This is a genomic window from Ensifer sp. Root278 (assembly GCF_001429285.1).
Taxonomy (GTDB): Bacteria; Pseudomonadota; Alphaproteobacteria; order Rhizobiales; family Rhizobiaceae; genus Ensifer.
Genome location: NZ_LMJJ01000041.1, coordinates 252,631 through 267,547 on the forward strand (window position 1 = coordinate 252,631; position 14,917 = coordinate 267,547).

At 62.3% G+C, this 14,917-nt stretch carries 16 protein-coding genes and 1 other RNA gene; 14 read left to right on the forward strand and 3 right to left on the reverse strand.

Annotation, left to right across the window (positions count from 1 at the left end; all coding sequences use genetic code 11):
• Positions 1-80: 80 nt before the first annotated feature.
• The 3 genes from ASE60_RS27045 to ssrS all read left to right on the forward strand — a co-directional run bounded on the left by ASE60_RS27045 (position 81) and on the right by ssrS (position 951).
• Positions 81-350: a DUF4164 domain-containing protein gene (locus ASE60_RS27045; protein ID WP_057254674.1), complete on the forward strand. Its 270-nt coding sequence runs from the start codon at positions 81-83 to the stop codon at positions 348-350.
• Between the two features lie 11 nt (positions 351-361).
• A complete protein-coding gene (locus tag ASE60_RS27050) occupies positions 362-739 on the forward strand; it encodes a cell division protein ZapA (protein WP_057254675.1) in 378 nt (125 codons plus the stop codon).
• 54 nt (positions 740-793) lie between these two features.
• A non-coding RNA gene (gene ssrS, locus ASE60_RS34175) (6S RNA) lies at positions 794-951 on the forward strand.
• 25 nt (positions 952-976) lie between these two features.
• Here ssrS and ASE60_RS27055 read toward each other — a convergent pair.
• Positions 977-1,846, reverse strand: coding sequence for a LysR family transcriptional regulator (locus tag ASE60_RS27055; RefSeq protein WP_057254834.1), 870 nt, complete (start codon positions 1,844-1,846; stop codon positions 977-979).
• 112 nt (positions 1,847-1,958) lie between these two features.
• On the opposite strand from ASE60_RS27055, the gene ASE60_RS27060 reads away from it, so the two are divergent.
• Entirely contained in the window at positions 1,959-2,177 is a 219-nt protein-coding gene (locus ASE60_RS27060) for a hypothetical protein (RefSeq protein WP_057254676.1), read from the forward strand.
• Between the two features lie 125 nt (positions 2,178-2,302).
• Here ASE60_RS27060 and ASE60_RS27065 read toward each other — a convergent pair whose 3' ends face one another.
• A complete protein-coding gene (locus ASE60_RS27065) occupies positions 2,303-2,500 on the reverse strand; it encodes a transcriptional regulator (protein WP_244495716.1) in 198 nt (65 codons plus the stop codon).
• Between the two features lie 373 nt (positions 2,501-2,873).
• On the opposite strand from ASE60_RS27065, the gene ASE60_RS27070 reads away from it, so the two are divergent.
• The 8 genes from ASE60_RS27070 to ASE60_RS27105 all read left to right on the forward strand — a co-directional run bounded on the left by ASE60_RS27070 (position 2,874) and on the right by ASE60_RS27105 (position 12,447).
• Positions 2,874-3,446 (forward strand): 5-formyltetrahydrofolate cyclo-ligase, encoded by a 573-nt coding sequence (locus ASE60_RS27070; RefSeq protein WP_057254677.1) that lies wholly within the window; start codon positions 2,874-2,876, stop codon positions 3,444-3,446.
• Positions 3,447-3,661: 215 nt separating this feature from the next.
• On the forward strand, positions 3,662-4,486 hold the full coding sequence (locus tag ASE60_RS27075; protein ID WP_057254678.1) for a YmdB family metallophosphoesterase: 825 nt from the start codon (positions 3,662-3,664) through the stop codon (positions 4,484-4,486).
• Positions 4,487-4,970: 484 nt separating this feature from the next.
• Positions 4,971-6,125: an efflux RND transporter periplasmic adaptor subunit gene (locus ASE60_RS27080; RefSeq protein ID WP_057254679.1), complete on the forward strand. Its 1,155-nt coding sequence runs from the start codon at positions 4,971-4,973 to the stop codon at positions 6,123-6,125.
• Positions 6,122-9,301: a multidrug efflux RND transporter permease subunit gene (locus ASE60_RS27085; protein ID WP_057254680.1), complete on the forward strand. Its 3,180-nt coding sequence runs from the start codon at positions 6,122-6,124 to the stop codon at positions 9,299-9,301. Before ASE60_RS27080 ends, ASE60_RS27085 begins: the two co-directional genes overlap by 4 nt.
• Positions 9,302-9,580: 279 nt before the next feature.
• On the forward strand, positions 9,581-10,414 hold the full coding sequence (locus ASE60_RS27090; protein ID WP_082616147.1) for an MBL fold metallo-hydrolase: 834 nt from the start codon (positions 9,581-9,583) through the stop codon (positions 10,412-10,414).
• Positions 10,415-10,431: 17 nt separating this feature from the next.
• Positions 10,432-10,914, forward strand: a complete 483-nt coding sequence (locus tag ASE60_RS27095; protein WP_244495717.1) for a hypothetical protein — start codon at positions 10,432-10,434, stop codon at positions 10,912-10,914.
• An 85-nt stretch (positions 10,915-10,999) separates the two neighbouring features.
• Entirely contained in the window at positions 11,000-11,746 is a 747-nt protein-coding gene (locus ASE60_RS27100; protein ID WP_057254682.1) for a YebC/PmpR family DNA-binding transcriptional regulator, read from the forward strand.
• Positions 11,747-11,817: 71 nt separating this feature from the next.
• A complete protein-coding gene (locus ASE60_RS27105; RefSeq protein ID WP_057254683.1) occupies positions 11,818-12,447 on the forward strand; it encodes an HAD hydrolase-like protein in 630 nt (209 codons plus the stop codon).
• 8 nt (positions 12,448-12,455) lie between these two features.
• On the opposite strand, the gene ASE60_RS27110 is transcribed toward ASE60_RS27105, so the two are convergent.
• Positions 12,456-13,457 (reverse strand): LLM class flavin-dependent oxidoreductase, encoded by a 1,002-nt coding sequence (locus ASE60_RS27110; protein WP_057254684.1) that lies wholly within the window; start codon positions 13,455-13,457, stop codon positions 12,456-12,458.
• 171 nt (positions 13,458-13,628) lie between these two features.
• On the opposite strand from ASE60_RS27110, the gene ruvC reads away from it, so the two are divergent.
• Positions 13,629-14,141: a crossover junction endodeoxyribonuclease RuvC gene (ruvC, locus tag ASE60_RS27115; RefSeq protein ID WP_057254837.1), complete on the forward strand. Its 513-nt coding sequence runs from the start codon at positions 13,629-13,631 to the stop codon at positions 14,139-14,141.
• Between the two features lie 119 nt (positions 14,142-14,260).
• Positions 14,261-14,878: a Holliday junction branch migration protein RuvA gene (gene ruvA, locus ASE60_RS27120; protein ID WP_057254685.1), complete on the forward strand. Its 618-nt coding sequence runs from the start codon at positions 14,261-14,263 to the stop codon at positions 14,876-14,878.
• The last annotated feature ends 39 nt before the right edge of the window (positions 14,879-14,917 follow it).

Below are 14,917 nucleotides of genomic sequence, written 5' to 3' on the forward strand. Positions count from 1 at the left end.
AATAGGTTTAAAAAAGATCGAGCCGAAGCGGCGGACGGGATTCGGGCGATTCGGCCTCACGGGCGAGGTATTCGGAACACATGCCGGCAAAGACTGTCAAAGCGGCGATCGATGAACTGCGGAACGCAGTGCAATCCCTGGAGAATGCGATCGACGGTCGGTTTGACAGGGAACGGGATTTCGGCGAGTTCGAAGGCGAGGTTCGGCGTGTCAACACCGACCGGTCGCGACTGGCACAGGAACTCGACCAGTCGCAGTTCCGGGCGAACCGGCTCGAGGAGGTTAACCGCGAGGTTTCCCGCCGCCTCGTGACGGCGATGGAAACCATTCGGGCGGTGCTCGACCGCTAGGATAAAGCGACATGGCGCAGGTCACAGTATCGATCGACGGCAAGGCCTACCGGATGGCCTGCGAGGAAGGGCAGGAAGGTCACCTGACCGAGCTTGCCACGAAATTCGATCAGTATGTCGGACATCTCAAGAGCCAGTTTGGCGAGATCGGCGATCTGCGCCTCACCGTCATGGCCGGCATCATGGTCATGGACGAGCTCAGCGAGGTCAACCGCCGGCTGAAGAGCCTCGAGGCCGAGGTCGGCAATCTGACTGATGGTCGCGATGCCGCACTTTCCGACCAGATGAAGAGCGAGGAGGCGCTGGCCTCTGCGCTCAGCGAAGTCACCGCGCAGATCCACAGCATTGCCGCCAAGCTGAACGGCCGCACCACGACACCAGCAAGCTAAAGGTTTCGGTGGCGAGCCTCTGGCGCGAAGCACCGAGACACTTTATATATCGACTGCGGTCTGCGCTTCCCGACAGGAACCACAATCCCCGGGGCCATACTCGATCTCAAGGGAGCCGTCCCTGTCCGGGCTCGTGGGTCTGGACACATGGCGCCCACCTACTTTGTAGGTACCCGGGATCGTAAACTATCCATCGGTTGTGTGGATCGCACCTTCTCCCCCCCTTCAGGCAGCCGTTCAATCTCCGGCAAAGGCCCGGCGAATGGCGTCGGCCATGGCCTCGACGATCCGGTCCTTGCCGTTCCCCGCTTTCGATACCCGCAACACGACGTTGGAGTGGTCGATCACTTCATAGCCGTCATCGGCCGTCAGTTCGCGGCACCCGGCCGGAATGCTGCTGCGGGCGAGCGGCGCAATGGCAAGGCCCGACACCACTGCAGCCATCAAGCCGCCGCTCGTGCGGCTGACATAGGCCACGCGGCTTTCCAGGCGGCATTTCCTGAGATTGCGCTGGGCGAGGTCGTCGCACCAACCGCCTTCCAGATAGGTATAGGTGGCGATCGGGAGCGGTCGCCGCTCGTCGGTGCGGTGCTGCTCCGAGGTCACCCAGACGGTCGGGTCCATCATGAGCACTTCGTTCTTCGTGCGCCCGCCGGGTTCAAAGACGACAGTGAGATCGAGCTCGCCGGCTTCCAGTGCCGCGATGTTGGTCATCGAAGCGCCCTGCTGAACGGTCACTTCGACGCCGGGGTGGATGGCGGCGAAGGTTCCGAGCGCTTTCGGCAGGGTAGAGTTGATGTATTCCTCGGGTATGCCGATCCGGACCGCGCCGTCGAGAGCGGGCTGGCGCATCGCGGTGGCCGTGTCGTCGAGCAGCGTGACGATGCGTCTGGCATTGTCGAGCAGCCGCAATCCCTGCGGCGTCAGCACGACGCCACGCGAGTGGCGCTCGAACAGCGCGTCGCCGAGCATGTCCTCGAGCTTCTTGATCTGCATGCTGACGGCGGATTGCGTGCGCCCGACAATATTGGCGGCGCGTGTGACATTGCCGGTGTCGACGACCGCAAGAAAGGTTCTGAGCAATTCGCTGTCGAGGGGGAGGGACATGGTTGTATCCATCAGAAATTCTGATAGCAGCCATGCTCGCAATTCGTTTGTCAGATGTCAACGCGAGGACGAAGATTGGCTGGTTCGATCATCTTGCGCAGGGTCATTCTCCATGAGCGTGCTTGCCCTCTTCGCGTTTTCCGAAGCCTCCATCGCGCTCCGGCGTCGAGCGATGCAATGGTCTTGCGACGTCCTGTTTCCCGAGGTGCCGGTGGACGTGCCATCAGGCAAGCCGGCGCTCCTGCGCGATGCGGGGATCTATCATGAGGCAGCCGACATGATGCAGCGGGAAAAGCTGGCGATCGCCTACCGGTCGCACTGGCTGTTGTGAGCGTATCTGCCGGCAGATACGGGACTAGAGCGCCGTGCGTTCAGGTGAACGCACAAAGACGCTTTAGCACTTTGATTCTAGAGCATCTTTCCGCCTCCAGTGATTCCACTTGAGAGCGGGATGCTCTAGGAGATGAGGTCCAGCCTGGCGGCGCGAAACACCGCTTCGGCGAGATTGCCCGCCTGCAACTTACGCATGGCATCCGTTAGTGCCCGATCGATCCGATCGAGCGGAATGTCGGTCTCGCGCACCATGTCCTGGCGCGTGCGGCCGCGTGCGGCAAGCGTCAGGCAACGCAGTTCCAACGGGTCGAGTTCGTTCATCTGGTCCTTCATGGACGTCGGCTTTTCCACTGCTGCCTGCAGGAGCGCGTCCATACATCGAACACGGGCATTAGTTCCTGCTAATTATTTGAAATCGTGTCCTTATTTGCACGCGGCTCCTGTTTCGCGAAAGCGGAACCCTTGCCCATGATGAATGGAAAGCTAATGCTGTGCCGAACCGGGAAGGGGGTGGCATGATTGTCGCAATCTGCTGCAAATGCGGCGATGTCGGTGGGTGGGCGAAAGATACCATTGCGTAAACAGGCTGGTGGCCGGCCCGGGAATCGGCGAGAGATGGGGAACTTGTGCCATTTCGGGAAGTGATTTTTCTCCGGCGACGATGGCGGGCGGCGGGTTGGCAGGAGAGGATGCGATGTCACCGAGGGATTTGAAGGCAGCACTGCGCAAGGAGAGGCTGGCATTGCGCGATGCAATGTCGGCGGAGATGCGGATCGAAGCGAGCCTGACCATGGCCGATCACGCTGGCGACGTCATCGCGCTCGATCCCGGACATATCGTCTCCGGCTTCTGGCCGATCCGCTCCGAGGTCGACATCCGGCCGCTGATGGCGCGGCTGAAGCAGCGTGGTGCCAGGCTCTGCCTTCCCGTGATCATGGACAAGCAGACGATCATCTTCCGCGAATTGCTCGATGGCATCGACGTCATCGCCACCGGATTCGGAACGACAGGTCCGGGACCGGACGCACCGGAACTCGATCCGGATATCATGCTCGTACCGCTTTCCGCGTTCGATTCGACCGGCCACCGGATCGGCTATGGCGCCGGCTATTACGACCGCGCCATCGACCGGCTGCGCAACAAGGGCCACCTGCCAAAGCTGATCGGCATCGCCTTCGATTGCCAGGAAGTGACATCCGTGCCGGCCGAACCGCACGATGTCGCGCTCGACGCCGTGCTCACCGAGAGCGGGTTTCGGCATTTCTGAGTTCATTTCGCCGAGACGGTGGAGTGGGCTAAAGCCTTGAGATCGCAAAGGTCGGGGGCGGCAGGTCGTTGCGCGGTTTTCGCTGATTTCATCTAAGGCGTTTCCTGCGCGGCCGGGATCGTGTAGACGCTCTATCTCTTTGTTTTATGCAGTTCCGGACGCAACAACCGCTGACGCGCTTCCGCCGGGGCTGCCCTGGTGGGATTTGAGCGAGCATGAGGCTTCTGTTTCTGGGAGATATGGTGGGCAAGACGGGCCGTACGGCGGTCTGGGAGCGGCTTCCAGGGCTGGTTGGTGACCTCAAGCTCGATTTCGTCATCGTCAACGGCGAGAATGCCGCCGGCGGTTTCGGCATCACCGAAGACATCTTTCTCGAGACGATCAATGCCGGCGCCGATGTGGTGACGACCGGCAATCACGTCTGGGACCAGAAGGAAGCGGTCGTCTTCTGCGAGCGGCACGACCAGTTCCTGCGCCCTGCCAACTATCCGGCCGGCACGCCCGGCCGCGGCTCCAACCTGTATTTCGCCCGCAACGGCGCCCGCGTGCTGGTCGCCAACGTCATGGGCCGCGTCTTCATGCATCCGGAGCTCGACGATCCCTTCAAGACGGCGGAAGCCATCCTCGACGCTTGCCCGCTCGGCGAGCAGGCGGATGCGATTGTCTTCGACTTCCATGCGGAAGCCACCAGCGAGAAGCAGTGCTTCGGCCATTTCGTCGATGGCCGCGCCAGCCTCGTCGTCGGCACCCATACGCACGTGCCGACCGCCGACCACCAGATCCTCAATGGCGGTACGGCCTATATGAGCGACGCCGGCATGTGCGGCGACTACGATTCTTCGCTCGGCATGGACAAGGAAGAGCCGCTCAACCGGTTCATTTCGAAGATGCCGAAGGGGCGTTTCGAGGCCGCCTCCGGTCCCGCGACCATCTGCGGGCTTGGCGTCGAGATCTCCGACCGCACCGGGCTTGCCGAAAAGATCGCGCCGCTGCGGCTCGGCCCGAGGCTGGCCGAGACGATCCCGGATTTCTGGTCCTAAAAAACGAAGCCAGCAGCACCGCCTGCTTGTCGAACGCGCTTCCGGTTGAAGCGCGCGCTGCCACGTATCGCCTTCCGGGAATTGATTTTTTTCAAGGTGACAACCCCATCAAATGATGGCAGGTTATCGCGAAATCACGCCGGGCCGGGGCGTGATGTATTCGAGTGTTTTCCAGTAATGAATACCGTCCGCAGTCCTGAATTGCGGGCTTGTGCTGCCGTCACCGGACAATAGGGAGCAGGCGCTCTCTGCCCGGCGATCTCGATCCAACAGTGTTCGCCGGCCCAGAGCGGGGACCGCTGTATCATTTAATTGCTTGTGTGACTTTGCCTCTTGGGTCGCTGCCGATCCGAGTATTTGTGCGGAGCGGGAGAGTGATGCGGCGATTTTCCGCTCATGTCCTGTTCTGAAGTATTCAAAGCGATTGCGGTGGTTGGTCGGTCGGGCTGCCCATCGTCGTCCCGAGTGCATTCGGAGGGCATGCATGTTGTCTAAATGGCATTTGCCGATGATCGTCGGCGCTTCTCTTTCCCTTCTTTCCGCTGTTGGTGCCCAATCACAGGACGCGCAATTGCCTGTCGTGACCGTCGCCAAGCCGGTCGTGCGTGACGTGATCGACAGCGACGAGTTCATCGGCCGCTTCGAGCCGGTCGACGAGGTGCAGGTTCGCGCCCGCATCGGCGGCTATCTCGACGAGGTCAATTTCACTGACGGCGCCCTGGTGAAGAAGGGCGACAAGCTTTTCGTCATCGACCAGCGTCCCTACCGCACGGCCCTCTCCCAGGCCGAGTCGACCCTGGAATCGGCGCGCTCAACGCTGGAATTCGCCGAGTCCCAGTTCAAGCGCACGCAATCGCTGACGGGCACCGGCACGCTGTCGGTTTCGACGCTTGACGATCATCGTCGTGCGCTGCTTTCGGCGCAGGCGCTGGTGCGCGGTTCGGAAGCGGCGGTCGAGCGCGCCAAGCTCGACCTCGACTACACGACCATAACCGCGCCGCTCAGCGGCCGCGTCGACCGGCGCTTGCTGTCGACGGGCAACCTGGTGCAGGCGGACCAGACCGTCCTGACGACGATCGTCTCGCTCGATCCGATCGACTTCTACTTCGACGTCGACGAACGGCGGCTCTTGTCCTATGCGCGGGTCGCGCGCGAACGCGGCAGTGCGTTGCAGGAAGGCGGCGGTGCGCTCGAGGTACTCGTCACAATCGCCGACTCGCAGGAGGAACCGTTCAAGGGCAAGCTCGACTTCGCCGAAAACCGTGTGGACCCGCAGAGCGGCACCATGCGCGTGCGCGCCCGTCTCGACAACCCGAAGCTGGTGCTGCAGCCTGGTCTCTTCGGCCGTGTGCAGATCGAAGGCTCGAACACCTACAAGGCCGTGCTCATTCCGGATGAGGCGATCGGCGCCGACCAGAACGAGCGGATCGTCTATGAGGTGACAGCCGATGGATCGGTGGTGACCAAGCCCGTGCGGCTCGGACCGAAACTGCATGGCTATCGGGTCATCCGCAGCGGCATGACGGGCGACGAGACCATTGTCGTCAACGGCCTGATGCGGGCGCGCCCCGGCACCAAGGTAAAGCCCGAGATGATTCAGCTTCCCCCTGAGGCGCAAGCGGCGGGGACGACGCAATGAGGTTCGCTCACTTCTTCGTCGATCGACCGATCTTCGCGTCGGTGCTTTCGATCGTCCTTTTGATCGTCGGCAGCATTGCCTATTTCCAGCTTCCGGTGGCGCAGTACCCGGAAATCGCGCCGCCGACCATTGTCGTGCGGGCGGCCTATCCCGGCGCCGACGCCAATACGGTCGCCAACACCGTGGCGACGCCGCTCGAACAGGAAATCAACGGCGTCGAGAACATGCTCTACATGTCCTCCTATTCAACCGCTGACGGCTCGATGGCGCTGACGATTACCTTCAAGCTCGGCACCGATCTCGACCAGGCACAGGTGCTGGTGCAGAACCGCGTGTCGATCGCCGAACCGCGCCTGCCGGAAGAGGTCCGACGCATCGGCATCACCACGGCCAAGAGCTCGCCCGACCTGATGATGGTCGTGCATCTGCTCTCGCCGACCGAACGTTATGACCAGCTCTACGTCTCGAACTATGCCCGCACGCGCATCCGCGATCTGTTGGTGCGGCTCGACGGCGTCGGCGACGTCATCCTGTTCGGCGAGCGCGAATATGCGCTGCGTGTCTGGCTCGATCCGGAAAAACTGTCCGCCTATGGCATGACGGCCGGTGACGTGGTGCAAGCGTTGCGCGAGCAGAACGTGCAGGTCTCCGGCGGTTCGATCGGCGGTCCGCCGGCGCCGGGCGACAGCGCCTTCCAGTACACCGTCACCACCGACGGTCGCTTCAGCGATGCGCGGCAGTTTCGCTACGTCATCGTCAAGGCGACGGAAACCGGTCGCCTCGTGCAGTTGCAGGATGTCGCCCGCGTCGAGCTCGGTGCCCGCGAATACGTCAACAACAGCTATCTCGACGGCAGCCCGGCGGTGGCGCTCGGCATCTTCTCGCGGCCGGGCACCAATGCGCTCGACGCTGCCGAGCAGATCCAGAAGGTGATGACCGACGTCGCGCGTGATTTCCCGGAAGGGCTCGAATACCGGATCGTCTACAATCCGACCGAGTTCATTTCGGAATCGATCAACGAGGTCTACAAGACGATCGGCGAAGCGGCGTTGCTCGTCGCCATCGTCGTTCTCGTCTTCCTGCAGTCCTGGCGCACGGCGATCATCCCGATCGTCGCCATCCCCGTGTCGCTGGTCGGCACCTTCGCCTTCCTCTACGCCTTCGGCTTCTCGCTGAACATGCTGACGCTGTTCGGCCTGGTGCTGGCGATCGGTATCGTCGTCGACGATGCGATCGTGGTCGTCGAGAACGTCGAGCGAAACCTCGCGCGCGGCATGACCCCGCGCGAAGCCTCGCATGTGACCATGGACGAAGTGGGTGCCGCTGTTATCGCGATCTCGCTGGTGTTGACCGCCGTCTTCGTGCCCACGGCCTTCATCCCCGGCATCGCCGGCCAGTTCTATCTGCAGTTCGCCGTGACGATCTCGGTGGCGACAGTGATCTCTGCCTTCAATTCGCTGACGCTGTCGCCGGCACTGGCGGCGATCCTCTTGAAGCCGCACGAAAACGGCCATCACGAGAGCCGCAACCCGCTGACGCGCTTCGGCCGGGCACTGGCCAACGGCTTCAACAACGGTTTCGACCGCATGGCCGAAGGCTATGCCTGGATCGTGCGCAAACTGGTGTCGACGAAGACGGCAGTGGCCGCGGCGCTCCTCGTCTTTGTGGGCCTGCTCGGGGCCACATGGTACATGGCACAGATCGTGCCGAGCGGCTTCGTGCCGACCATGGACCAGGGTTACGCAATCGTCGTCATCCAGCTTCCAGACGGTGCCTCGCTCGACCGCACCGATGCGGTGGTCAAGCGGGCGTCGAAGATCATCCAGGACGTCCCTGGAGTGAAGAGTGCCGTCGCCTTTGCCGGCTTCAACGGTGCGACGTTCACCAACGCGTCCAATTCGGGCGTGGTCTTCGCCCCCTTCGAGAGTTTCGAAGAACGGTTGAAGCACGGCCAGAGTGCCAACCAGATCATCGGCCAGCTCTATGGCAGCCTGCAGAGCATCCAGGAAGCCTTCATCATTGCCGTACCGCCACCGTCGGTGCGCGGCATCGGCAACTCCGGCGGCTTCAAGATGCAGATCATGGATCGGCAGGGCGCCGACATGCGGCGCGCGCTGGGGCTTGCCTATCAGATGATGGGTACGGCCAACCAGACGGAAGGGCTGACCGGGGTCTTCACCACCTTCTCAGCCTCCAGCCCGCAATACTTCCTGGCGATCGACCGCGACAAGGCGCGCACGCTCAACGTGCCGATCCCCAACATCTTCGAGGCGCTGTCGATCAACCTCGGCACCTCCTACGTCAACGACTTCAACGCCTTCGGCCGTGTCTACCAGGTGCGGGCGCAGGCCGATCAGCAGTACCGTATCGAGCGCGACGATATTCTGGCGCTGAAGGTTCGCTCCGCAACCGGGGCGCTGGTGCCGATGGGCACGCTCGTCGAAATCCGCGACACCGCCGGTCCGACGCTCGTGCAGCGTTACAACATGTACGTATCGGTTCCGGTGCAGGGCAACCCTGCGCCGGGCGTCTCGACCGGCACAGCCCTCGACAAGATGGAGGCGCTCGCCGCCCAGATCCTGCCGCAGGGCACGACCTTTGAGTGGACGGAACTCGCTTTCCAGGAACGCCAGACGGGCAACACCGCGGTGTTCATCTTCGCACTGTCGGTGGTCTTCGTGTTCCTGGCGCTGGCGGCCCAGTATGAAAGCTGGGTGCTGCCGCTGGCGATTATCCTGATCGTGCCGCTTGGCGTGCTCTCGGCGCTGGTCGGCGTGTCCATCCGCGGTCTCGACAACAACGTGCTGACGCAGATCGGGTTGATCGTTCTGATCGGCCTTGCGGCCAAGAACGCGATCCTGATCGTCGAGTTCGCACGCCAAGGTGAGGACGAGGGCAAGACCCCGATCGAGGCGGCGGTGGAGGCGAGCCAACTCCGCCTCAGGCCCATCCTGATGACGGCCTTTGCCTTCATCCTCGGCGTGGTGCCTCTGATGATCGCCACCGGTCCCGGCGCGGAAATGCGCCAGTCGCTCGGCACCGCGGTGTTCTCGGGAATGCTCGGCGTGACCTTCCTCGGCCTGTTCCTGACGCCGGTTTTTTACGTCGCGCTCAGGTCCTTCCGGCGGCGCAAGCCGGCGACGATGACCGAACCGGCGCCCCATCCAGCAGAGTAGCGGGACGCAATCGCAAGGTTGCAACGCCCCGGCAGCAATGCCGGGGCGTTGTCGTTGGACGAGTCAGGTTTCCTTGTTCCTGCCGAGGGCGGTGACGCAAATGTGAGCACGGGCAGCCGTTTGTAACTGGACGCAGACAGGCCCTTGAACAATTCTCTCCCTGCCCGTGACGCCATCATCAGGCCGAGCGAAGGCAAAGGCTTCCATTCGCTGTGCAACGGCTATCTGCCACGTGCCCTTCGGGCCCGAGGTCAGAAAAGCAAGTGAGAGAGGTGAAGGCTGATGCTCCGGTACCTTGTCTACACGTTCGCCGCCATCTGGCTCATTCACGCGTTCTGGCCGTCGGTCGCGCATGCGCAGCAACCACCCCGCCATGTCAGTCAGTGCCAGGCGATTGCAGAAGCCATACCGCAGGCGACCTTCGCCAGCTTCACGCCCGTTGCTGCCACCAAGGGAAAGGCCGTGGTCGGTGAGGTAACGATCACCTATCTCGGCCATTCCACCTTTCTGATCGAGACGCCAGACGGCGTGTCGATCGCGACCGATTACAATGGCTGGTTCGCGCCCTCGTCGCCTCCGACGGTCGCGACGATGAACAAGGCGCATTCGAGCCACTATACGCTGGCGCCTGACCCGGCGATCAAGAATGTGCTGCATGGCTGGGGCGAGAACGGCGTACCCGCCCGTCACGACCTCGTGGTGGGCGACACCTATATCCGTAACGTCACGACGGATATCCGTGCGGGTGGCGCAATGGAGCACGATGGCAACTCGATCTTCATCTTCGAGGTAGCGGATCTTTGCATTGGTCACCTCGGCCATCTTCATCACGAGCTCGACGACAGCCACTACCGCCAGATCGGCCGGCTCGATGTGCTCATGGTGCCTGTCGATGGCGGCCTGACCATGGGTGCCGAGAGCATGAGCCGGGTGGTCAGCCGGCTGCGCGCCTCGCTGATCCTGCCGATGCACCGCCGTGGCCCGCCGATCGACGCCTTTCTGGACATGTTCGGCGACGACTACGACAAACGCTTCGCTGACAGCGCCAGCATCAAAGTATCGTTGCGTTCCTTGCCAAGCAAACCATTGATTTATATTCTCAAGGGCGTCTGAACACTCAGGATCGCCCAATGAAGTTGCTTGTGGTCGGCGTTTCGATTTTTCTCTCCCTTTCGACCCTTGCCGCGGCGGGCGGCGCACCGCCACCGCGCATGCCCTCTCCCGAAGGACAACAGCAGCAAAGTCTACCCGAGACGGCAGCACAGCCCGTGGGCGAACAGGAGATGTTCATGATGCCGTCGGGCAATATCGGCTGCGTCTACACGCCGGCCGGCGGCACCGCGGTGTACCAGCCTCAGGACGGTGGGCCTGAGCTTGCCTGCGATATCGTCGCGCCGCGCTATGTGCGCGCCACGCTCGGCCGTGCAGGGGCCGCCACACTCAATCACGCCGTTGGCGATCCGAGCTGCTGCTCGGCAGCTCAGGTGCTCGACTATGGGCAAAGCTGGTCACGGGGGCCGTTCGCGTGTGCTTCCGAACGCACCGGCCTTTCCTGTCGCCGCGACGACGGACACAGCTTTCTGCTCAGCCGTGCGCAGGTCTCTGCCGACTGAAAAGCCGCGCCCCGGCTGGACGGAAAGCAGCAATAAAACTATAAGGCGCCCCATTCCATTCAAATTCATGCATGCAGAGGGTGCCATGGCTGGCCATTCACAGTTCAAGAACATCATGCACCGCAAGGGCCGTCAGGATGCGGTGCGCTCGAAAATGTTTTCCAAGCTCGCGCGCGAAATCACGGTTGCCGCCAAGTCCGGCATGGCCGATCCGGCCATGAACGCGCGTCTGCGTCTGGCGATCCAGAACGCCAAGGCACAGTCGATGCCGAAGGACAACATCGAACGGGCGATCAAGAAGGCCTCCGGCGGCGACGCGGAAAACTACGAAGAAGTCCGCTACGAGGGCTACGGCCCGGGCGGCGTTGCCGTTATCGTCGAGGCGCTGACCGACAACCGCAACCGTACCGCCTCCAACGTGCGCTCGACCTTCACCAAGGCCGGCGGCGCGCTTGGCGAAACCGGTTCGGTTTCGTTCTCCTTCGATCGTGTCGGCGAAATCACCTACAAGCTCTCCGCCGGTGACGCCGACAAGGTGATGGAAGCGGCGATCGAGGCCGGAGCCGACGACGTGACCACCGACGAGGACGGCCACACCATCATCTGCGGTTTCGAAGCGATCGGCGACGTTTCCAAGGCGCTCGAAGACACGCTCGGCGAAGCCGAGACTGTCAATGCGATCTGGAAGGCGCAGAACACCGTGCCGGTCGATGAAGAAAAGGCGCAGTCGCTGATGAAGCTCATCGACACGCTCGAAGACGACGACGACGTCCAGAACGTCTATTCGAACTTCGAAGTGTCGGACGAGATCCTGGCGAAGCTGTCGGCCTGATCGGACGGCCTATCGTTACCGGAATATGCACCCGTGTCCGAAAGGGCACGGGTTTTTCTTTGGATGGCCCGATGACCTATGACTTCGCGATCTTCGATTTCGATGGCACGCTTGCCGACACGGCGGCGAGCTTCATGGCCGCGTGCAACAGTGCTGCACGGCGCTACGGCTTCCGCGAGCTTTCCGTCGAGGAATTCCAGTCACTGAGGACGATGGGCAATCGCGAGATCATCGCGCATCTCGGCGTGCCAATGTGGAAGCTGCCGCAGATTGCCGGCTTCATGCGCCGGGCCATGGCGTCCGAGGCCGCGTCCGTGCGGCTGTTTCCAGGTGCGGCCGATCTGCTTTTGCGATTGAAGGCGGCAGGCATCGGCATTGCGATTGTCAGTTCGAACGCGGAGGAGGGCATTCGCGCCGCGCTCGGCGACGTGGCGGCGACCGTCGATCTCTATGAGTGTGGCGCGGCGCTTTTCGGCAAGGCGCAGCACTTCAAGCGGGCGATCCGTCACTCCGGTCTTGATCCGGCGCGCGTGCTGGCGATCGGCGACGAGGCGCGCGACATCGAGGCTGCGCGCAAGGTTGGCGTGGCGGCTGGCGCCGTTTCTTGGGGCTATGCCGATCCGAACTTTCTGCAGGGGCTCGGACCGGATCGGTTCTTTTCACGCATGGATGAAATCGCACCGGCCTTCGGAGCGATCTGATTGCGGCTTCATGCGGCCTTGACGAGTTCCTTCTGCGCGTCGGCGAAGAGGCGAAGCGAATGCAGGCGCGCCTCCATGTCGAAGATCGGCATGGAAATGATCAGTTCATCGGCCTTCGTCTGATCGAGGAAGGTTCCGATTTTCCGGCGGATCGTCTCGGGCCCGCCGACGACGGCATACATCATCGAATGGTCGACGAAGATCTTTTCGTCATAGCTCCAGAGCCCATCCATCGATTGAACCGGCGGCGGGAACTGTCCGCGCGCATTGCGCCGCAGCGCCACGAAGGATTGCTGCATCGAGGTGAAGAGATAGTTGGCCTCTTCGTCCGTATCGGCGGCGACGCCCATGACACCGACCATGACATGCGGCTTGTCGAGCGTCTCGGACGGCGTGAAGCGCTCGCGATAGATCTCCAGCGCCGAAAGCAGCATGTCTGGCGCGAAATGCGATGCGAAGGCGAAGGGAAGGCCGAGCATGCCGGCGAGGTGAGCGCTGAAATGGCTTGAGCCCAACAGCCAGATCGGCACGTTGGTATCGGCGCCCGGAACGGCGATGATCTTCTGATCCTCTGCGACAGGGCCGAGCAGGGCCTGCAGTTCCACGACGTCGTTCGGGAAGTTGTTGCCGCTTGCTTCCATGTTGCGCCGCAGCGCCTGGGCGGTGCGCATGTCGGTGCCGGGTGCGCGGCCGAGGCCGAGGTCGATGCGGCCGGGATAGAGTGCGGCCAGCGTGCCGAACTGTTCTGCGATCACCAGCGGCGAATGGTTAGGCAGCATGATGCCGCCGGAGCCGACGCGGATCGTCTTCGTGGCTGCGGCCACATGCGAGATCACCAGCGAGGTCGCCGCACTGGCAATGCCTTTCATGCCGTGATGCTCAGCGAGCCAGAAGCGCTGGTAGCCGTTTTCCTCGGCAGCCTGGGCCAGACGGCGCGAGTTTTCGAGTGATTGGGCGATGCTGCCTCCTTGCGTGATCGGGGAAAGATCGAGGACGGAGAAAGTCGCCATGGCATGGAGCCCTTTATTGAGGGAAATTGATGAAAGGCTATGTAAGCTCAATTTTCCTCAATCCAAGGGCAGTGGCGAAGAAATCCTGAAGCCCGTCTCACCTGTGCGTATGTTTTTGTTTTGTTCACTTTTTGCTGGCAGCGTCCGGGCGAGCATCATAGGGTGAATTTCATGCAGAACACGATTCGCATCATCGGCATCGATCCGGGCCTCCGCCGTACCGGCTGGGGCATCATCGAGACGCTCGGCAACTCGCTGCGCTTCGTGGCCTCCGGCACGGTGACCTCCGATGGCGAGATGGATCTCGCCTCGCGACTCTGCCAGCTGCACGACGGGCTTGCCGAGGTGGTGCACAGCTACCAGCCGCACGAGGCGGCGGTCGAACAGACCTTCGTCAACAAGGATGCAACCGCGACGCTGAAACTCGGCCAGGCGCGTGGCATTGCGATGCTTGTGCCGGCGCGCGCGGGCCTCAGGGTCGCCGAATATGCACCGAACGCGGTCAAGAAGGCTGTGATCGGCGTCGGCCACGGCGAGAAGCAGCAGATCCACATGATGATCAAGGTTCTGATGCCGAAGGTCGAATTCAAGGGCAACGATGCGGCGGACGCATTGGCCATCGCCATTTGTCATGCTCACAACCGCCAATCGGTGACAAGCCGGCTCGCCGCATTGATGGCGTAGTTGCAGCAGATCTAAAGTGTTAAAGCGACCTTAGCGAGTCTTGTAGACGCGCGGCACTGTAGACAAGAAATTTTCCGATGGTCTGAGCGACCATCCCAGCCCACCGCGAGAGACGCCATATGATCGGCAAATTGAAGGGTACCATCGACGAGATCGGCGAGGATCATGTCGTGCTCGACGTGCATGGCGTCGGCTATGTCGCCTTTTGTTCGGCGCGCACGCTGTCCAAGCTCGGATCGGCCGGCGAGGCGGCGATGCTCTTCATCGAGACCTATGTGCGCGAGGACCAGTTGAAGCTCTTCGGCTTTCTGACTGCGCTGGAGCGGGAATGGTTCCGCCTCCTGCAAAGCGTGCAGGGCGTCGGCTCGAAAGTGGCACTCGCGGTACTTTCGACCTTGACGCCGGGCGAACTGGCAAATGCAATTGCGTTGCAGGACAAGACCTCGGTCTCGCGTGCGCCGGGCGTCGGGCCCAAGGTGGCGGTTCGTATCGTCACCGAGCTCAAGAACAAGGCACCGTCCTTTGCCGGCGAGATGTCGGGCTCGATCGGCCTCAAGCAGGAACTCGGCGAAGGGGTCGCGTCCGCGCCGGTATCGGATGCGGTTTCGGCGCTCACCAATCTCGGCTATTCACGCGACCAGGCGGCCAATGCGGTGGCCGCCGCGTTGAAGAATGGCGGTGAGGGGGGCGACAGTGCCAAGCTCATTCGCCTCGGCCTCAAGGAACTGGCGCGATGATCGCTTGCCTTGGCGGGGCGCTCAAGGCAGAACGGAAGA